This is a genomic window from Wenyingzhuangia marina, from assembly GCF_900130035.1.
GTDB lineage: Bacteria > Bacteroidota > Bacteroidia > Flavobacteriales > Flavobacteriaceae > Wenyingzhuangia > Wenyingzhuangia marina.
Window position 1 is genome coordinate 218,410 of sequence record NZ_FQXQ01000002.1, and the last position, 18,877, is coordinate 237,286.

General features: G+C 29.3%; 22 protein-coding genes. All 22 read left to right on the forward strand.

From position 1 onward, the window contains the following. Nucleotides 1–672 precede the first annotated feature (672 nt). The 22 genes from BUB70_RS04970 (at nucleotide 673) to BUB70_RS05070 (ending at nucleotide 18,754) form a co-directional block, all read left to right on the forward strand. A complete protein-coding gene (locus tag BUB70_RS04970) occupies nucleotides 673–1,929 on the forward strand; it encodes a glycoside hydrolase family 5 protein (RefSeq protein WP_073118952.1) in 1,257 nt (418 codons plus the stop codon). A gap of 148 nt (nucleotides 1,930–2,077) precedes the next feature. Beyond that, a complete protein-coding gene (locus tag BUB70_RS04975; protein WP_143155245.1) occupies nucleotides 2,078–2,860 on the forward strand; it encodes a hypothetical protein in 783 nt (260 codons plus the stop codon). Nucleotides 2,861–3,072: 212 nt separating this feature from the next. After that, nucleotides 3,073–3,297, forward strand: a complete 225-nt coding sequence (locus tag BUB70_RS04980) for a hypothetical protein (RefSeq protein WP_200777474.1) — start codon at nucleotides 3,073–3,075, stop codon at nucleotides 3,295–3,297. An 86-nt stretch (nucleotides 3,298–3,383) separates the two neighbouring features. After that, nucleotides 3,384–3,695 (forward strand): hypothetical protein, encoded by a 312-nt coding sequence (locus BUB70_RS04985; protein ID WP_073118955.1) that lies wholly within the window; start codon nucleotides 3,384–3,386, stop codon nucleotides 3,693–3,695. Between the two features lie 233 nt (nucleotides 3,696–3,928). Then, complete coding sequence (locus BUB70_RS14085) at nucleotides 3,929–4,090, forward strand: hypothetical protein (protein WP_157359368.1); 162 nt, start codon at nucleotides 3,929–3,931, stop codon at nucleotides 4,088–4,090. Beyond that, complete coding sequence (locus BUB70_RS04990) at nucleotides 4,083–4,691, forward strand: ATPase (protein ID WP_073118956.1); 609 nt, start codon at nucleotides 4,083–4,085, stop codon at nucleotides 4,689–4,691. Before BUB70_RS14085 ends, BUB70_RS04990 begins: the two co-directional genes overlap by 8 nt. 208 nt (nucleotides 4,692–4,899) lie before the next feature. Continuing rightward, nucleotides 4,900–5,682 (forward strand): hypothetical protein, encoded by a 783-nt coding sequence (locus BUB70_RS04995; protein ID WP_143155245.1) that lies wholly within the window; start codon nucleotides 4,900–4,902, stop codon nucleotides 5,680–5,682. A 265-nt stretch (nucleotides 5,683–5,947) separates the two neighbouring features. Then, nucleotides 5,948–6,190: a type II toxin-antitoxin system ParD family antitoxin gene (locus tag BUB70_RS05000; RefSeq protein WP_073118958.1), complete on the forward strand. Its 243-nt coding sequence runs from the start codon at nucleotides 5,948–5,950 to the stop codon at nucleotides 6,188–6,190. Further along, a complete protein-coding gene (locus BUB70_RS05005) occupies nucleotides 6,187–6,489 on the forward strand; it encodes a type II toxin-antitoxin system RelE/ParE family toxin (protein ID WP_073118959.1) in 303 nt (100 codons plus the stop codon). The genes BUB70_RS05000 and BUB70_RS05005 overlap by 4 nt, the downstream gene beginning before the upstream one ends. Before the next feature lie 100 nt (nucleotides 6,490–6,589). After that, nucleotides 6,590–7,327, forward strand: a complete 738-nt coding sequence (locus BUB70_RS05010) for a hypothetical protein (RefSeq protein WP_073118961.1) — start codon at nucleotides 6,590–6,592, stop codon at nucleotides 7,325–7,327. A 217-nt stretch (nucleotides 7,328–7,544) separates the two neighbouring features. After that, complete coding sequence (locus tag BUB70_RS05015; protein WP_073118963.1) at nucleotides 7,545–7,880, forward strand: hypothetical protein; 336 nt, start codon at nucleotides 7,545–7,547, stop codon at nucleotides 7,878–7,880. Nucleotides 7,881–8,399: 519 nt separating this feature from the next. Then, nucleotides 8,400–9,404, forward strand: a complete 1,005-nt coding sequence (locus BUB70_RS05020; RefSeq protein ID WP_073118965.1) for an IS30 family transposase — start codon at nucleotides 8,400–8,402, stop codon at nucleotides 9,402–9,404. A gap of 39 nt (nucleotides 9,405–9,443) precedes the next feature. Then, nucleotides 9,444–9,899, forward strand: coding sequence for a Fur family transcriptional regulator (locus BUB70_RS05025; RefSeq protein WP_234950293.1), 456 nt, complete (start codon nucleotides 9,444–9,446; stop codon nucleotides 9,897–9,899). Between the two features lie 62 nt (nucleotides 9,900–9,961). Continuing rightward, the gene (locus BUB70_RS05030) at nucleotides 9,962–10,756 is read left to right on the forward strand and encodes a cation efflux transmembrane domain-containing protein (RefSeq protein ID WP_073118967.1); all 795 of its coding nucleotides are present in this window, start codon (nucleotides 9,962–9,964) and stop codon (nucleotides 10,754–10,756) included. Nucleotides 10,757–10,961: 205 nt separating this feature from the next. Continuing rightward, complete coding sequence (locus tag BUB70_RS05035; protein WP_073118969.1) at nucleotides 10,962–11,453, forward strand: hypothetical protein; 492 nt, start codon at nucleotides 10,962–10,964, stop codon at nucleotides 11,451–11,453. Nucleotides 11,454–11,657: 204 nt separating this feature from the next. After that, nucleotides 11,658–12,230: a hypothetical protein gene (locus BUB70_RS05040; RefSeq protein WP_143155246.1), complete on the forward strand. Its 573-nt coding sequence runs from the start codon at nucleotides 11,658–11,660 to the stop codon at nucleotides 12,228–12,230. Nucleotides 12,231–12,456: 226 nt separating this feature from the next. After that, a complete protein-coding gene (locus BUB70_RS05045) occupies nucleotides 12,457–13,173 on the forward strand; it encodes an HNH endonuclease (protein WP_073118974.1) in 717 nt (238 codons plus the stop codon). 152 nt (nucleotides 13,174–13,325) lie between these two features. After that, nucleotides 13,326–14,018 (forward strand): hypothetical protein, encoded by a 693-nt coding sequence (locus tag BUB70_RS05050; protein WP_073118976.1) that lies wholly within the window; start codon nucleotides 13,326–13,328, stop codon nucleotides 14,016–14,018. Between the two features lie 210 nt (nucleotides 14,019–14,228). Continuing rightward, nucleotides 14,229–14,666, forward strand: a complete 438-nt coding sequence (locus BUB70_RS05055; protein ID WP_143155247.1) for a hypothetical protein — start codon at nucleotides 14,229–14,231, stop codon at nucleotides 14,664–14,666. A gap of 519 nt (nucleotides 14,667–15,185) precedes the next feature. Next, on the forward strand, nucleotides 15,186–16,124 hold the full coding sequence (locus BUB70_RS05060) for an immunity protein Imm33 domain-containing protein (protein ID WP_084730185.1): 939 nt from the start codon (nucleotides 15,186–15,188) through the stop codon (nucleotides 16,122–16,124). Between the two features lie 238 nt (nucleotides 16,125–16,362). Then, nucleotides 16,363–17,400 carry a TraB/GumN family protein gene (locus BUB70_RS05065; RefSeq protein ID WP_073118980.1) on the forward strand — a complete coding sequence of 346 codons (1,038 nt, stop codon included), beginning with the start codon at nucleotides 16,363–16,365 and terminating at the stop codon, nucleotides 17,398–17,400. Between the two features lie 223 nt (nucleotides 17,401–17,623). Continuing rightward, nucleotides 17,624–18,754, forward strand: coding sequence for a TlpA family protein disulfide reductase (locus BUB70_RS05070; protein ID WP_073118981.1), 1,131 nt, complete (start codon nucleotides 17,624–17,626; stop codon nucleotides 18,752–18,754). The last annotated feature ends 123 nt before the right edge of the window (nucleotides 18,755–18,877 follow it).

Here is an 18,877-nt window from a genome sequence, read left to right on the forward strand (position 1 = left end):
AGTTTTTATATAACAAGTTGGCAACAATAATTTAAAAACCGCCAATCGTAGCTATTTATATATTTTATAATAAAACCTAGGCTTTAAGTATTAATGACATCGCCTAGGCTGTACAATCAAAACGGAAGATTACTTTCTGTTTCCGTTTGAATCTTTACATAGCTGTCAATTTTATTACTCGCAATATATTCATCGTAGATTTGGTTTATTTCAGATTTGCTATAACATCCGCTGAGCCAAAATCTATCTACATATGTGTTTTTACCATACTTAAGTCTATGTAGCAACATATTAAATTCTTTACCTGAACTTCCACAATAAAAACACTTAAATACTTTTAATTTGACATTAACTCTAAAAATGAATTTACTACTTGATTCATTGCATATTGGACAATACTTTGACCTATATATTTTGTGGTTTTTATCCTGCCTTTCTAAAGAAGGAATCCAATGTTTAAAAAGTGATATATTCATAATATCCGTGTGTTTGCCCTCGTTCCTCACGCATGGCGGTTTTTAAATTACAGTAGCCAACACACGCTAAAGTCAAGCTGTGTCGGTGGTTTCTCGTTGTTTGTTTTGTGTTTACTCGCTTTCGGTTAGTCTTAAAAATCTTTCGATTTTCCGCAGCCAAACCTTAGCTAAGTCAGTTAGCAAAAATTAAAAAACAATGAAAAACCGAAATCATAATTTAGCTCTATTATTTTTATTAATATCCTTAAATATATTTGCACAATCTCCTTTTGGAGTAAATTTAGCTGGTGCAGAATTTGGATCAAATATACCAGGAACTTTCAATTCTGACTATACCTACCCAACAGATAGTGAATTAGACTATTATCAAAGCAAAAACCTAAATCTAATAAGATTACCTTTTAGATGGGAAAGAATTCAGCCAATTTTGAATGGTAGTTTAGACTCAAATGAATTAATGAGAATAAAAAGCTTTTTACAATTAGCTAATAACAGAAATATGAAAGTAATTATTGATTTACACAATTATTGTCGTTACAAAATAAATGATGTATATGAAATAATCGGTTCAAATAATCTAAGTGTTGCCAATATAACAGATTTATGGACTAAACTTTCGTTAGAACTAAAAGACGAACCAAACATTTGGGGATATGGCATAATGAATGAACCACATGATTTGCTTCCTAGCACACCTTGGTTTGACATTGCTCAATCAATAATAAATGGAATTAGAACTAATGACCAAAACACGACAATAATAGTTGGTGGTGATAGTTGGAGTTCTGCTGAAAGATGGCTAACATACAGTGATAATCTAAAAAATCTTGTAGATTCATCAAATAACATAGTTTATGAGGCACACGTATATTTTGACCATGATGCTTCTGGGTTATATAATGATAACTATGACAATGAAGGTGCATATCCTAATATTGGAATTGACAGAGTTACACCTTTTGTTAATTGGTTAAACTCAAATAATCTTAAAGGATTTATTGGTGAATATGGTGTGCCTGCTGATGATAATCGATGGCTTGTTGTACTGGATAATTTTCTGAATCACTTAAAGCAAAATTGTATTAATGGAACATATTGGGCTGGTGGTCCTTGGTGGGGCAACTATATTCTTTCTATCGAACCGAATAATAATGTAGATAAACCACAAATGAGTATCTTACAAAATCATATTACTACTACCAATTGCTCTTCTTTAGGAATTAATGAAATAATTAATTCTTCCGAAATTCATTTATACCCTAATCCTTTCATTGACTCTATCCATATAAAGGGAATTAATGATGGTACAATTATATATATATATGATATTAAAGGAAGACTTATAACGACAAAATTATTGGAAAATTCAAAAATTCAAAATTTGAATAAATTAAAATCCGGTATCTATATAATAAAATCTAATAAACAATATATTGCTAAAATTATTAAATAACTTTTGCTAACACCGTATAAAATTAATTGCTAGTGCAAGCCTACTTATGAAAATCCTCGCAGACTTTCTATCTGTGATTTATTTGCTAAATTAGTTGCTTAAACCACGCAACTAATCTTATACAAAAACGTTGGCTGTAATAAAAAAAATGAAAAAAATAGTTGAAAACACAGGAGAATTTATCGTGAAATATAATGAGAAATTTTCTGAATTTGAAGATAAGTATCCGAATGTTAGTTCTTCTATAAGAAGTGTAGTTGGAATTTTTCCTGTAGGAACTCTAATCACTGAATTAGCAGTAGATAATTACTCTAGAAGAAAACAAACTAGAATAAATAAATTCATAGAATACTTTATTCAGAATTTAGAAAAACACTCTTCTGAAGGGAAAACATTTGAAAATTTTGATAATGAAGATTTTGAAGATATTTTTGAAGGAATTTTATTTAGAGTACATCGAATTAAATCTGAAGAAAAGAAACAATATTTCGCAAAAATTTTAGCTGAAACAATTTTTTTAGAAAATAAAAATCATGATTTTATTGAAACATTTTTAGATTTAATAGAACGTTTAAACTCTAAACAAATTGAAATCTTAAATCATTACTACAAACAAAAAATAGTAATGGAACCAATTTCTTTTGAAATAAAAGAAAACAAAAAACGAATAAAATCAAATAATGAGTCTAATTTTGAAATTCTAAAAGAGCGTAATAAAAAACTTCAAGAAAAAGCTGTTAAAATTGCTCAAGACACTATAGACAAAGATTTTAATATTGATAATATAAGTTTAGCTTATCATAAGCAAGATTTAGTTTCAAAATCATTACTACAAGATATTGGTATGGATGCATTAGGAGCACAACCATATCTTTATTTGGAAATTACAGATTTTGGAAAAATTTTTCTGAAATATATTAGAGGTTATTAAAAATTACTACAGCCAACACCGGCTAAACTTCATGCGGGTTTTGTGCTTACTTCAAAGTTTTGTGTATATTTACTAAGTCGCCAAATCTTGTTGATTTGGCTTTGTGAAATCAAAGAAACAAATCCAAACAAAAAGCTTCGGCTTAGTCCGTGTTCGAAAATCTTGGCGATTTTCTTCCCGCACAAAGCCTAGCCAAAACCGTTGTAGTACATTTGAAAAAATCGATAAATCAAGAAAAAAAAGTTTGTATAGAATGTGAATCTGATTATTATAAAAATAATTCAGAAATGACAGAGTTATGTCCTAATTGTGCTTATGAATTATATGGATACCCAAACTGCGAACATGAATTCAATAATGGAAATTGCATAAAATGTGGTTGGAATGGAAATATTTCAGAATATATTAAAAGTAAAATCAGAAAAATATTAAAATAGCTCCAATTATTGTCTCTTATTTTTTTTGAACATTTTAAATTAAAAAGTTTACACACAAAAATCAAATCGAGAATTACTGAAATACAATGAAAAATGAAATTATTGAAAAAATAGTTGTTAATGAAAAAAGAGAACTAATCTTAAAAATAATGGGTAATGGTCGCTCAATATACCAATATGTTTATAGAGAAGCTGCAGGGGTATATTGGGATAATAATCAAAAAGCTTTCAAATCTACATCAATAAATGAATGGACTGTATCTCAATGGTTTTTTCACATTAAAGATATTCTAAAATTAAGTCTGAATGTAGAGTTGACAATTGATAAAAACGTAGATTGGGAGAATATTTCAGACGAAGAGAAAAGAAAAATAAAAACGCACTACAACACCGGCTAAACTTCATGCGGGTTTTGTTCTTACTTCAAAGTTTTGTGTATATTTACTAAGTCGCCAAATCTTGTTGATTTGGCTTTGTGATAACCAAAGAAACAAATCCAAACAAAAAGCTTCGGCTTAGGTGCGTGTTCGAAAATCTTACCGATTTTCTTCCCGCACAAAGCCTAGCCAAAAACGTTGGCAAATATTTTCGAGCGAGATTTTTTGAAATAAAATTTTTGTAAATTTGCAGTATGAGTAAAAAAGAAGACATACAAAATTATATATCTAATCTGAAAAATAGATTAAAAGATGAACTTCCTAGAATTTCAGAAGAGATTCGTGTCTATGAAGAAAAACTTGCTGAAGGAAAATTAAATCCTAATCCTACACCAGGACCACAATTTAATGGATAAACCAAAATTATTAGTAATTGCTGGTTGTAACGGTTCTGGAAAATCTTCTTTCTCGAAAGCTTTCACTGAAGGAGAAACAAAACCTTATGATTATGATAAAGTCTATAAAGAAAAGTATGAATCTCTAATTGATACTGAATTTAGAGACCGAATGGCTCATAATCTTGCTAGAAAAGATCTAGAAAACACAATAAAACATTCTATTAAAAATAGAGATGATTTCTGTTATGAAACAAACTTCAACTCTACTCCATTGTATTGGCCTGAGATTTTTAAATCTGAAAATTATAGAGTTGAAATAGTTTTCTTTTGCTTAGATTCAATTCAAAAAGCAAAGGAAAGGGTTCGTATTAGATTTGAAAATGGTGGACATTTTGTACCTGATAATGAAGTTAAAGAAAGATATGAACTAGGTTTTAAATACTTGAATGAAAATTGGAAATTCTTTGATTCTGTTACTCTTTTTGAAACAAGTAAATACAATGACACTCCAAGTCACTTATTTACAATTGAAGAAGAACAATTTATATTAAAAAATGATTTTCCTGAATATCTTGAAAAATTCATTCCTAGTATAAAAGAGCTAAATAAAAAACATTAGCCAACACCGGCTAAACTTCATGCGGGTTCTGTGCAATCTCAAAGTTTTGTGTATATTTACTAAGTCGCCAAATCTTGTTGATTTGGCTTTGTGAAAACAAAAGAAACAAAACCAAACAAAAAGCTTCGGCTTAGTTGCGTGTTCGAAAATCTTGGCGATTTTCTTCCCGCACAAAGCCTAGCCAAAAACGTTGGCTGTAATAAAAAAAATGAAAAAAATAGTTGAAAACACAGGAGAATTTATCGTGAAATATAATGAGAAATTTTCTGAATTTGAAGATAAGTATCCGAATGTTAGTTCTTCTATAAGAAGTGTAGTTGGAATTTTTCCTGTAGGAACTCTAATCACTGAATTAGCAGTAGATAATTACTCTAGAAGAAAACAAACTAGAATAAATAAATTCATAGAATACTTTATTCAGAATTTAGAAAAACACTCTTCTGAAGGGAAAACATTTGAAAATTTTGATAATGAAGATTTTGAAGATATTTTTGAAGGAATTTTATTTAGAGTACATCGAATTAAATCTGAAGAAAAGAAACAATATTTCGCAAAAATTTTAGCTGAAACAATTTTTTTAGAAAATAAAAATCATGATTTTATTGAAACATTTTTAGATTTAATAGAACGTTTAAACTCTAAACAAATTGAAATCTTAAATCATTACTACAAACAAAAAATAGTAATGGAACCAATTTCTTTTGAAATAAAAGAAAACAAAAAACGAATAAAATCAAATAATGAGTCTAATTTTGAAATTCTAAAAGAGCGTAATAAAAAACTTCAAGAAAAAGCTGTTAAAATTGCTCAAGACACTATAGACAAAGATTTTAATATTGATAATATAAGTTTAGCTTATCATAAGCAAGATTTAGTTTCAAAATCATTACTACAAGATATTGGTATGGATGCATTAGGAGCACAACCATATCTTTATTTGGAAATTACAGATTTTGGAAAAATTTTTCTGAAATATATTAGAGGTTATTAAAAATTACTACAGCCAACACCGGCTAAACTTCATGCGGGTTTTGTGCTTACTTCAAAGTTTTGTGTATATTTACTAAGTCGCCAAATCTTGTTGATTTGGCTTTGTGAAATCAAAGAAACAAATCCAAACAAAAAGCTTCGGCTTAGTCCGTGTTCGAAAATCTTGGCGATTTTCTTCCCGCACAAAGCCTAGCCAAAACCGTTGTGTGCAATCAAATTTTGATACGTTACCAACTTTTGGTATATTTGAATAAATATTATTTGAAATGGGAAAAAACACATCAATATCACTTGGAAATCATTTTGAAAGTTTTATTAATTATGAAGTTAATTCTGGAAGATATAGCTCTGTAAGTGAAGTTATTCGTTCTGCTTTAAGACTTTTAGAAAATGAAGAAAAAAAAGAAAGAGAATTAATTAAAGCTTTAGAAGCTGGAGAACAAAGTGGATTTGTAGATAATTTTAATCCAAAAGAAAACTTAGAAGATTTACACAGAAAACACTTATGAGTAAAAACGAATATCGAATAAGTGTAGAAGCTAAAAATGATTTGAATGAAATTTGGGTTAAAACACTCCACAAATGGTCTAAAGAACAAGCTGACAGATATTATAATTTAATAATAGACGAAATAGATTTTATTGCTGATAATTTTATGATTGGAAGATCTATAAAAGAAATTAGAAAAGGCTACAGAGTAACAAAAATGAAATCTCATTTAATCTTTTACAGAAAAAATGAAAATAATATTGTGGAAGTTATTAGAATTTTACATCAACGAATGGATATTAAGAAACATTTGAAATAAAGACTGCACACAACACCGGCTAAACTTAATGCGGGTTTAGTTCTAACTTCAAAGTTTTGTGTATATTTACTAGGTCGCCAAATCTTGTTGATTTGGCTTTGTGAAAAAAAAAGAAACAAAACCAAACAAAAAGCTTCGGCTTAGTCCGTGTTCGAAAAGCTTGTCGATTTTCAAGCCCGCACAAAGCCTAGCCAAAACCGTTGCCCACAATATGAAAAAATTGCTATCATTAATCATTTTAACTATCTTTTTTAGTTTTAAATCTCAATGTCAAGAAAAGATTAATTACGCAAATTTATTAGAAAAGTGTTTTACTCAAAATGAGATAAAATTATTAAATAATGGTTGTGAAATTTTTGAAAATGAAATATTGAAAATTTACACGAATGAAAATATAGGAATATCCTATAAAGAATTTCTTGAGGACATTCAAACAATGCAAATACCTCTAGAAGTATTCGAAAATAAGAAAACAACAGAATACATGAATAATTTAAAAAAGTCTGAATTATTCAACAAAATATGGAAAATATATAAAAAAGAAATTAACACAGAAATAGTTGTTATATCTAATGACGATAATGAAAGTAAACCTGAGGAAGAATATTTTCAAATAAAGAGAGATGGTAAATATCTTAACTGCTTAATAGAAAACTGTGAAAATCAAAACTTAAAAGAATTATTAAAAGCCATCAAAGAAGTTCCTGATATTAATCCAGCAATATTAGCAATTGCTTTAACAAATGAATTTAAAGAAGAAGAATTTAATTCTAATATAATGAGATTAATAATTGCAATTGATTTTTATTATGAATTGAAATTAAATTTAATGAAATAAAATACAGTGGGCAACACCGGCTAAACTTCATGCGGGTTTTGTGCTTACTTCAAAGTTTTGTGTATATTTACTAGGTCGCCAAATCTTGTTGATTTGGCTTTGTGAAATTAAAAGAAACAAAACCAAACAAAAAGCTTCGGCTTAGTTGCGTGTTCGAAAATCTGGCCGATTTTCTTCCCGCACAAAGCCTAGCCAAAACCGTTAGCAAATATTAAAAATGAACAAATTCAGACTCAGGCCAGCATATGGGAGTAAAGAACTACTAATCGAGTTCACTTCGGGTCCCGAAAAGAGCAACTTTATTTCTAACCTTGAAAAGGCTCTCTACTCTATAAATGTAAAAATTATAGGTTCAAAAGATTTATGGATCAATGACGAAATGCTCCTTGAGGCTAATTGTGATCTAGGAACATTTTCAATATCTATTGACACTTGGGGGTTAGCTTTTATAATGTCAGAGAAAAATCAAAAAGTAATTACTGAAATAGACTTCATTTTGAATGAAAACCAAGATTATGAAAAGGAAGCCGTTGATTTTGAAAATTACAAATAATAATACATTTAGTAATTTTTAGTAAATATTAAATCCAAACTATCACAATTCAAGAATCTAAATCTTTAGATTTTAAAATATTCTTGAATATGGAGAAAGATCTGTTGAAAAAATTAAGGAAATAAATACAATAAATAATACACAAGCTGAAAAAATGAAAGGAATTGTTAATAATCAGAATTACATATTAAATGAGCTTTCAAAAATTAATGATAGAATCATAAAATATATATTTGAAACAAGAAAATAACATTTGCTAACACCGGCTAAACTTCATGCGGGTTCTGTGCAAACTTGAAAGTTTTGTGTATATTTACTAAGTCGCCAAATCTTGTTGATTTGGCTTTGTGAAATCAAAGAAACAAATCCAAACAAAAAGCTTCGGCTTAGGTGCGTGTTCGAAAATCTTCCGATTTTCTTCCCGCACAAAGCCTAGCCAAAACCGTTGTAAGTAATGCCTAAAAAACATGCTCTATTCAATAACTTAACGCAACAAATCTAAAATTATAGATTTGTAAAATGAGTAGTAGAAAACATCAAAAATTAACACTTAAAGAAAGAGTTATCATTGAGACTTTATTGAAAGAAAATAATTCTCAAAGTTATATTGCTAAAACACTCTCCAGAGCTAGATCAACCATATCTAGAGAACTTCATAAATGGGGTGAAAATTATAGAGAAGAATATTCGGCTGAAATTGCGTTTTGGGCAGCTAAAGACTATTATCTAAACAAAAGAAATAGAGACAAAATATCAACGTATAAGAAACTAAGATTTTATGTTTATAAAGGTCTTTTAAATCAATGGACTCCTGAACAAATTGCAGGAAGTATCAAAATTAAATATCCAAATGACCCAATCATGTCGATTTCTCATGAAGCTATTTACAGACACATATATTTAACTCCTCAAGGAGCTTTAAACAAAAAGCTAATCAAACTACTTGTGCGTAAAAAAACGCGTCGTAGACCTATTAAAAAGAAACGTGGAAATGGATCTAAAATAATCAATCAAGTCAGTATAGACCTAAGACCTAAACATATTGAACTTCGGGAAGAAGTCGGACATTGGGAAGGGGATTTAATCATTGGTGCTGGACACAAATCTGCTATAGGAACCATTGTAGAAAGAAAATCTAGATACACCTTAATCATTAAACTTAAAGCTAGAAATGCTAAAGAAATTGCCAAAATGTTTTCTAAAAAACTAAATCAATTGAATCCTATATTTAAAAAATCCATGACATACGACAATGGAATTGAAATGGCTAAACATAAAAACATTACCAAAAACACAGGTATGAAAATTTACTTTGCTCACCCCTACTCTTCATGGGAAAGAGGAACTAATGAAAACACAAATGGACTCATTAGAAGGTACTTTCCTAAAGGAACTGACTTTAATAAAATCAGTGAGAAAATGCTCCTAAAAGTACAAGAGAAATTAAATAATAGACCTCGAAAAATTATTGGGTTTAAAACCCCTAAACAAGTCTTGGAAAATGAATTGAAATTTGTAGCTTAGACTTAACTTAAAAAAAGCAACGGTTGTTGCGTTACAACATTGAATGCAGCCATAAGTCCGAATAAAAAATTAAATTTTAGGGAAATGCAAATCGTTGATGAAATATTAAAAATAAAAAATGTGAAAAACACAGCTGTGCGAACTGTAGTTTTACATCACCTCTTAAATCAAGAAAAAGCACAGTCACTAAAAGACATCGAAAATGCATTAGTTAATACTGACAGAAGTTCTATTTTTCGTACTTTAAAAACCTTTGAGGACAATAAAGTTATTCACAGTATAGAAGATGGTTCTGGCATGACAAAATATGCTGTTTGTGCCGAGGGCTGTAATTGTGAGCCAAAAGACTTACACTACCATTTTTATTGTAATAATTGCAACAAAACATTTTGCCTTTTTGACGTTCCTCTTCAAAATATTAAGCTTCCTAAAAATTTCAAAATACAACAAGCCAATATGGTTATAAAAGGATTATGTAACAACTGTAACGAATAATCTTTGCAATCGAGTTGCGTTCCAAGACTTTTACATTTGTAATATCACTAAATAATGATATTATGAAAAAAACAACATTTGAAATAAGCAAAATGGATTGTCCATCTGAGGAAAATCTAATCCGAATGAAATTGGAAGGAATTTTGAGTATTGCAAATTTAGACTTCGATATTCCAAACAGAAAATTGATCGTTTTTCATAGTGGAGAAATTGACCAAATCGAAAAGTCAGTTATCGAACTGAATTTAGGCGGAAAGAAAATTTCAACAGAACAAACCAACCAAACTGAATTTAAAGAAAACGAAAATCAAAAAAAACTACTTTGGTCTGTACTTGCCATAAATTTTGCTTTCTTCCTAATCGAAATGACAACTGGAATTATCTCAAAATCAATGGGACTTGTTGCCGACAGTTTGGATATGCTTGCGGATAGTTTTGTGTACGGAATTAGTTTGTTTGCAGTTGGCGGAACTTTAATTAAGAAAAAGCGAATTGCTAAACTTGCTGGATATTTTCAAATAGCACTTGCGATTATTGGATTTGTGGAAGTATTGAGAAGATTTTTCGGAGCCGAGAAACTTCCCGATTTTTCTACAATGATTATCGTTTCAATTTTTGCACTTATAGCAAACGGAATTTGCCTTTATATTTTGCAAAAGTCAAAGAGCAAAGAAGAGGCTCATATGAAAGCAAGTATGATTTTTACCTCGAATGACGTGATTATCAATTTGGGAGTTATAATTGCTGGAATTTTAGTGAATTGGTTAAGTTCAAGTAAACCTGATTTGATTATCGGAACAATCGTTTTTGCGTTGGTAATTCAAGGAGCATTTCGTATTTTGAAATTAAGTAAGTGAATGAAAAAAGCACAACTTACAACAACGTATATAAAAAATAGCGGTTTAGCTGCTTAAACGAAACAAAAAGAATAAATTAAAGGTCAGTTATAATCCGAAAAATTAGTTTTAAAAAACCCGCTACTTATCATATACAAACCCGTTGGCATTAATTGAATGCAGCAGTATGACAATTGAAACAATCAATTTATTTGAATATTGAATTATGAAAACTAATTATCTGATACTTTTTTTAATTATTATTAGTATTTCGAATAATAGCTATTCTCAAAAATTAGATTCTTTACTATTTGAAAATAATACTCCTAAAATTGAAAATCCAAATACAGACCGTTTGGATTCAATTTCAAAAGAATTCTATAACAAAATAAATAATTTGGCTGATGAAGGAGTTATAATGAATACAAAAGAATCAAAATCACCGATTTTTTTTCACGTAAAGGAAGATGGAACGAAAATATCGTTAATTGATTTTTTTAATGAACAATTTGGAAAGAAAACAAACAGATTTAGAGCTTTTTTCAAAGTGGAAATTGATTGGAATGGACAAATCAATTTTGTAAGACTTGTTGGTTATATTGGGAATATTGATAATATTGATTTTACGAATTTTTGGAAAAAAATTAAGGTTCACCCAGCAACTGAATTTAATATACCAATAAAGACAATTGTAACAATTCCGATTAATAAAAACTAATGCCAACACCGGCTAAACTTCATGCGGGTTCTGTGCTTTCTCAAAGTTTTGTGTATATTTACTAAGTTGCCAAATCTTGTTGATTTGGCTTTGTGAAACCAAAGAAACAAATCCAAACAAAAAGCTTCGGCTTAGTTGCGTGTTCGAAAATCTTGCCGATTTTCTTCCCTCACAAAGCCTAGCCAAAACCGTTGCCTCACAATTATGAAGAACATCCTGCTGATATTTATAATCTTGATTTCATTGACTGCTTGCGATTCTAAAAAAAGCAACTCGACTGAAAAAAATGTAGCGGAATCTGAAAAAGGAACAGCTGAATTAAATATTCAAAAAGCTGAACTGAACGAATTAGAAAAAGAAGAGAAATTAAGAGAGAGAATTAATACTCAATATCTCGCTGAATTATCAAAATGCTCACAAAACATAAGTGCAGTAACTAATTTTAATGGAAAAAAAGAATTTTGGAGAATTTGTAAAAACGACAGTGGAAAAAGAATAATCCAAATTGACTCACACGAAGAAACTGCTCTTTACACGGAAGTTTATTTTGAGGAAAATGGAGAATTAATTTACGCTGAGGAATCGATTAAATATATGCCGATTAATCATTTTGTTCTTCAACCTTGGACTTGCCAATTTTATACTGAAAAAGGAAAACTTGTTTCTCTTATGTCATTAGGTCACGGAAAAACAGAAGATGACGAATGGAATCCTGAGATAATATTTGAGATGTATAAAAACAGAATATCGGAATTGAAAAAAATAGCGAAAGAATAAAAAAACTGTGGGCAACACCGGCTAAACTTCATGCGGTGTTCTGTGCTTACTCCAATGTTTTGTGTATATTTACTAAGTCGCCAAATCTTGTTGATTTGGCTTTGTGAAACTAAAGAAACAAAACCAAATAAAAAGCCTCGGCTTAGTCCGTGTTCGAAAAGGCTCTGCTCCTTTTCTTCCCGCACAAAGCCTAGCCAAAAACGTTGTGCACAATTAAAACCAAACTATGGCAATCACAGATAAATTTGATAATTACTTAATTGCCGAAGTATTAAAAGCGTATCTGATTGATGGAAAAAGTCATAGGAATATTCAAAGAGAAATACTTTATTTACCAGCACCTGCTCGAGGTGGAGGATTTGTAGTAATGGAACTATTACATCATTTCAATATTCGCGGAGATAGAAAAGGTATTTTAAACGAACATTCAATTTCAGAACTTCGAAAAAATAATGATTCAGACTTTATAAAAGCCTTAGATATTATAGAAGAACTGAATATTGTAAAAGAGGAAGCGGAAAAATACTTTGTTCGAAATCAAAAAATTAATAAAAATAATAATCCGACTGAATCAAAAAGCGAAATCAAAGTACGAGCTTATCAAAATAAACTAAGAGAAATTGTATTGGACAATTACAATTCGACTTGTGCAATTTGCGAAATAAACAAAACGGACTTACTTATTTGCAGCCACATTAAACCTTGGACTGTAGATAAAGAAGAAAGGTTAAATCCAAAAAACGCGATTTGTTTTTGTGTTTTACACGACAGAATGTTCGATAAAGGATATTTTTCGTTGGACTCTGAATACAATATTCTTTTCGGAACAAAATCTGACAAACAAATTGAAAAACTTTTGACTGGTTTGAAATTTAAAAAACCGAAAATTAATGAACCTGATAAATCATTTTTGGATTATCACTTTAATGAAATATGCAAATAACTGTGCACAACAACGTATAACCGCAATTACGGCGGATTCGACTACGTCCGAATCCACTCGGAATTGCTAACGCCAGTTATAAACCGAAAAACTTCGTATATTTATCCGTAACTGACGGTTATACAAACCCGTTGTGGCTAATTAAACAAAAAATGAGAATAGTATTAAAATTATCTCTAATTTTTATTCTGGCAATTCAATGCAAAAGTGTTGAAGAAAATAAACAGTCAGAAAATGATTGGGTGGAAACACAAAAGTCAAGAGACTATTTTGATTACGCTGTTTATATTCAAAAACACCCAAAATCAAAAAATATTGAGAAAGCATTATCCGAATATTTATTTTTGCGGGATAGCGTAGCAGGTTTTTTAGGGTGTGGAAAATACAATACATCTCTAAGTTTTGTAGATGAAGAAAAAGTACTATTTGACAATGAATTAAAGAGTATAGATTCTTTAAGTTTTATAACATTTGAATATTTGAAAAACGGAATTCCAAATGTGTCAACACATAAATATGATGTTCAAATTCCGCAATCAAATATGTGGGATTCAATCTCGAAAGTTCATTTTGACATAGTGTTTTATGATAAGCCCTTTCCTATAAAATCACTTAAATTTGTGTTAAACGAAATTAGTGACGGAATTCATAATTACAAAAAATACTTATCAAAAAAATGGTATAAAAAACCTTACAATGAATTAACAGATAATTTAAAAATAGAAATTGACTATTTAAATGATTCTAGGTTGTCCTTTTTTGACTTTTCATATATGAATGGTAAAAGAATTGTTCCACCGCCTCCACCAGAATTTGATAATGATAAATTTCAAACTGAAGAATAACTAGCCACAACACCGGCTAAACTTCATACGGGTTCTGTGCTTTCTCAAAGTTTTGTGTATATTTACTAAGTCGCCAAATCTTGTTGATTTGGCTTTGTGAAATCAAAGAAACAAAACCAAACAAAAAGCTTCGGCTTAGTACAGGTTCGAAAATCTTACCGATTTTCTTCCCGCACAAAGCCTAGCCAAAACCGTTGGCATGCATTAAAAATGAGAAAAACAATAAAATATTTGAGTTTAATTAATATCATAGGAATTACTGTTGTTTCTACATCTTTGATATTATCAATTTTAATAAAACCCTTTGTTTGGAGTGAATTATTAATTGCTCTAAACCTCTTGATAAGTATCCCGTTTATTATATCTGCAATAGTTACTCTAAAGAATATTAAAAATCCAAATGAACGTAAAATTCAAAACACTTTAATCGGAGTTTTTCTTGTTCTTTGGTTACCAAGTATAGCTCTTCCTTTTGCTTATGAAATTGGAGGACTTTTAATCTCTTTGATAATTCTTGGAATAGGACTTTTGGGAATATTGAAAACTAAGAATATAATGCATAAAATGATTTTCATAAACACCGTTGGAATATTCTTTTTAGTTATAAACTGTTTAATTACTTTCGGAATTATTAATGGAAAAATATAAAAACTACAAGCCAACACCATATAAAATTCATTAACTAATTGAAAAATACGTAAATGTTTAAATTATGAATAGATCTAAAAAGAGAACAAAAATTCACGGAATTACAACAGCAAAGTCTGAAAAATAAAATAAACGAGACTCAAATAGAAAATTTAGGAGAATTATAAAGTGAAAATTAACTTAAATGAAACTGAATTACTCGAATTACGTGAAGTTTCGAATATTTGGAGCTTTGACAAAGACTGAAAAAAATATAATTCTGAAATGACTGAAAGAGAATTAAAAAAATAAAAAACGACATGCCAACACCGGCTAAACTTCATGCGGGTTCTGTGCTTTCTCAAAGTTTTGTGTATATTTACTAAGTCGCCAAATCTTGTTGATTTGGCTTTATGAAAACAAAAAAAACAAATCCAAACAAAAAGCTTCGGCTTAGTACAGGTTCGAAAATCTTACCGATTTTCTTCCCGCACAAAGCCTAACCAAAACCGTTAGCCTTAATTAGAGAAAAAACCAGAAATGATATTCAATAACAGAAAAAGAAAACAAGCTGTAATAGACTTTTTTGAATATGTAGAATCTGAATTATTAATTAATGAAGAAGATTCAGAAGTCATTAATGAAATAAAAAAACAACTTAAAAGCGGATTTGAATTAATAGAAAATAATGAGTGCGGAATCGCTTTTGAAAATTTAGCATCTGAATTAGTTGAACATTATATAATAATTGACCGAAAAGGAACTGAGATAGTTAAAAAAGTGATTAAGCTTTGTAAACTTGACAAAAAATGTGAATTTGATTTAAGAAGAATAAACTCACTTGGCTACAAAATCGGAAGTTGGAAATTAACAGATTCAGAAAAGTTAGCTAAAGAAAATAAATACACTTTTTACAAACCAAGTAAAGAAATAACAAAAAATCTTGAAGTCGGGAATATTGCAAAACTAACTTTCGAGTTTGAATCTTCTAATTCAGAACATCCAGGAGCAGAAAGAATGTGGGTTGAAATTACTGAAATAAATAATAATAAATTTAAAGGTAATTTAGACAATCATCCATTCTATATACACGAATTATATGCTGGAGATGAAATAACATTTGAACATAAACATATTATAGACCACGATTTAGAATTATCTGAGCCAAATCTTGTAGACAAATATTATGATAGATGTTTTGCTACAAATAAAGTATTGTATGAAAATTCACCAATAAACTATATATACAGAGAAGAGCCAATGGAAGTAGATAAAGAAAGGGGTTATATAGATACTGGTTGGAGATTTTTATCAGGTAACGAATCTGATGAATATATCGAGGATTTTGAAAATATTAGTTTAGTTTCTATTGGTTCTATTTTATCAAGAGATGATTCTTTTATTGACTTACTCGAAGCTGAAATTGGAACAAGTTTTGAGCGGAATGAAAATGGAATATTTGAAAGAATAAATGAATAATAACTAAGGCTAACACCGGCTAAACTTCATGCGGGTTCTGTGCTTTCTCAAAGTTTTGTGTATATTTACTAAGTCGCCAAATCTTGTTGATTTAGCTTTGTGAAACCAAAAGAAACAAAACCAAACAAAAAGCTTCGGCTTAGTTGCGTGTTCGAAAATCTTACCGATTTTCTTCCCGCACAAAGCCTAGCCAAAACCGTTAGCTAACATTAAAGAACAAACAATAGCACAATAACTTATGAAAAATAATCTGCTATTAATCATCACTTTTCTAATTTTTCTTAGCTGTAATGGGAAGTACAATCAACAAGAATCATTACCTAAATATGGATTGTTATGGAAAATTACAGGAAATGGTATTCAATCCCCTTCTTATTTATTTGGGACATTTCATGAACAAGGAGGGATGTCTGTTCTTGATTCAATTCAGTCTTTTGATTCAATCTTTATATCCACTGACCAATTCATTTGCGAAATGGATTTAAGGAACGCTGTCAAACTGCTAACGAAAAAGAAAGATTCAAAATCGAATAGCTATTTAAAACCCTGGCCTAACGCAGATTCAACGTATGTAAATTTATTGACAGATAAACAAAAAAGCATATTAGACTCAGCTATCAACAAAGATGAATCCCTTAGAATTATTAGAGAATGGAATCTTAGACCTGTACAAGCATTGAGTTTTATAAAATATCAATCTCAAAAGAATGCTAAAATCAATAAGTTCCCTAGTAAAGATAATTCTTACTATGATTCGGTTAGAACAATAATCCTTGATGTCTATCTTCAACAACAAGCCAATAAGTATAACATGAATATTGAAGAATTAGATTCAATGGAGGAGTTTCAAAAGCTCAATGACTCTATAAATAGTCGCCTTCCAACAATGAGCTATAAATCTGAGGTAGAATTTATGATTTATTCTATTCAGAATTATCAGAAAATTGACTCTTTGCAAAAGGAATATATCAACAAATTATTGACGTTATATCTACAGCAAGACATAGCTTTAATTGGACAACAACAAAAGGAAGTCAACCGACATAATAATATGATTATGTCGTTCTTAGGGAATGAAAATTTTATAGAAATACAGGAAAAGATGCTAATTGATGAGCGTAATAACTTTTGGATGAAAAAAATTACCAATCTGATTATAGATAATTCGTGTTTTATTGCTGTGGGTGCAGGTCATCTTGGTGGAGAAAAAGGATTAATTAATCAATTGCGAAATTTAAATTATTCGGTAGTTTCTGTGGAAAAAACTAAAAAATAATTAATAACGTTTGCTAACACCGGCTAAACTTAATACGGGTTCTGTGCTTTCTCAAAAGTTTGTGTATATTTACTAAGTCGCCAAATCTTGTTGATTTGGCTTTGTGAAATCAAAGAAACAAAACCAAACAAAAAGCTTAGGCTTAGTACAGGTTCGAAAATCTGGCCGATTTTCTTCCCGCACAAAGCCTAGCCAAAACCGTTGTGTAACATATTGCTGAAAAATGAAAAATTTACTACTTCTAATAGTCTTAATACTATGTCTATCGTTTCAACAAAAAGAAAAAAAATATACCATAATTGGAAATACCGAGAACATTCCAAATGGAACAATTATAAATTTATTTAGAGATTATGGAAATATATCTACTTCAATAAAAAGAGATACAATCATAAATGGTGTGTTTAATTTTGAAGGAATATTAGACGATGAAAATGTTAAAATGTATTTACAAATCGAGAATGATAAACAATTTAATGGTGTTTGTGAATTATGGGTTGATGATAAAATCATCAAAGTTTCAGCTAATAGTAATCTTTTATCATCTTGGATAGTAGATAGTAAAAACTTAGAACAAATAAACCTTAATAAATTCATTGAAAAAACTCGAAACACACAAATTCAAATAGACAGTTTAGAATTAACTAGAAATAAAAACAGACAAAACAAAAAACTTTCTAAGAAAATTTTAAAATTAACAGACTCTTTAAATCAATTAAAGCAAGAAATTGAGTTTAAATTAATTGAAAAAAATCCGAATAGTAAAAGTGCAGTGAAATTATTTTATGAAAATTCAAAATTTAACTCTAAAATTACTAAACAACAGATTGAAAATATTTATAATTCTTTAACACCTAAATATAAAGAGACTCTATATGGAGAAGGAATTTATTTAATATTAAATCCTCCTAATAAAATAGAGATCGGTAATAAAATGGTTAATTTTAAAGCTCTTGACAAAGAAGGTTTAGAACATTCATTGACAGATTTTAAAGGAAAGTATATATTATTGGATTTTTGGAGTGTTGGTTGTGGACCTTGCCATTTTGCTATGCCTGAAACAAAAAAAATTGACTCTATGAATAGAGAAATTTTAACAGTTATAAGTATTAGTATAGATACTAATAATGAAATTTGGAAAAAAATTTCTGAGCATAAAAAAATTAATTGGATCAATTTATATGATGGTAAAGGATATTATGGTGGTGCAGCTAACTTATATTCAGTTAATGGAATTCCATCATATTTTTTAATAAATCCTGAAGGAATTATCATCGATAAATGGAAAGGATATAGTAAAGGGTCAATTATTAATAAGTTAAAAAATCATATTAATAATTTCAACGATAATTAACGTTACCCAACACCGGCTAAAATTAATACGGGTTTTGTTTCTTTCTCAAAATTTTGTGTATGTTTATTAGGTCGCCAAATCCTTTTTGATTTGGCTTTGTAATAAGAAAAATAAATCTAAAAA

Bases quoted from the DNA above. Each gene is read 5' to 3' on its own strand.
- BUB70_RS04970 (WP_073118952.1), top strand. From the start codon at position 673: ATGAAAAACCGAAATCATAATTTAGCTCTATTATTTTTATTAATATCC.
- BUB70_RS04975 (WP_143155245.1), top strand. From the start codon at position 2,078: ATGAAAAAAATAGTTGAAAACACAGGAGAATTTATCGTGAAATATAAT.
- BUB70_RS04985 (WP_073118955.1), top strand. From the start codon at position 3,384: ATGAAAAATGAAATTATTGAAAAAATAGTTGTTAATGAAAAAAGAGAA.
- BUB70_RS14085 (WP_157359368.1), top strand. From the start codon at position 3,929: ATGAGTAAAAAAGAAGACATACAAAATTATATATCTAATCTGAAAAAT.
- BUB70_RS04990 (WP_073118956.1), top strand. From the start codon at position 4,083: ATGGATAAACCAAAATTATTAGTAATTGCTGGTTGTAACGGTTCTGGA.
- BUB70_RS04995 (WP_143155245.1), top strand. From the start codon at position 4,900: ATGAAAAAAATAGTTGAAAACACAGGAGAATTTATCGTGAAATATAAT.
- BUB70_RS05000 (WP_073118958.1), top strand. From the start codon at position 5,948: ATGGGAAAAAACACATCAATATCACTTGGAAATCATTTTGAAAGTTTT.
- BUB70_RS05005 (WP_073118959.1), top strand. From the start codon at position 6,187: ATGAGTAAAAACGAATATCGAATAAGTGTAGAAGCTAAAAATGATTTG.
- BUB70_RS05015 (WP_073118963.1), top strand. From the start codon at position 7,545: ATGAACAAATTCAGACTCAGGCCAGCATATGGGAGTAAAGAACTACTA.
- BUB70_RS05020 (WP_073118965.1), top strand. From the start codon at position 8,400: ATGAGTAGTAGAAAACATCAAAAATTAACACTTAAAGAAAGAGTTATC.
- BUB70_RS05030 (WP_073118967.1), top strand. From the start codon at position 9,962: ATGAAAAAAACAACATTTGAAATAAGCAAAATGGATTGTCCATCTGAG.
- BUB70_RS05035 (WP_073118969.1), top strand. From the start codon at position 10,962: ATGAAAACTAATTATCTGATACTTTTTTTAATTATTATTAGTATTTCG.
- BUB70_RS05040 (WP_143155246.1), top strand. From the start codon at position 11,658: ATGAAGAACATCCTGCTGATATTTATAATCTTGATTTCATTGACTGCT.
- BUB70_RS05045 (WP_073118974.1), top strand. From the start codon at position 12,457: ATGGCAATCACAGATAAATTTGATAATTACTTAATTGCCGAAGTATTA.
- BUB70_RS05050 (WP_073118976.1), top strand. From the start codon at position 13,326: ATGAGAATAGTATTAAAATTATCTCTAATTTTTATTCTGGCAATTCAA.
- BUB70_RS05055 (WP_143155247.1), top strand. From the start codon at position 14,229: ATGAGAAAAACAATAAAATATTTGAGTTTAATTAATATCATAGGAATT.
- BUB70_RS05060 (WP_084730185.1), top strand. From the start codon at position 15,186: ATGATATTCAATAACAGAAAAAGAAAACAAGCTGTAATAGACTTTTTT.
- BUB70_RS05065 (WP_073118980.1), top strand. From the start codon at position 16,363: ATGAAAAATAATCTGCTATTAATCATCACTTTTCTAATTTTTCTTAGC.
- BUB70_RS05070 (WP_073118981.1), top strand. From the start codon at position 17,624: ATGAAAAATTTACTACTTCTAATAGTCTTAATACTATGTCTATCGTTT.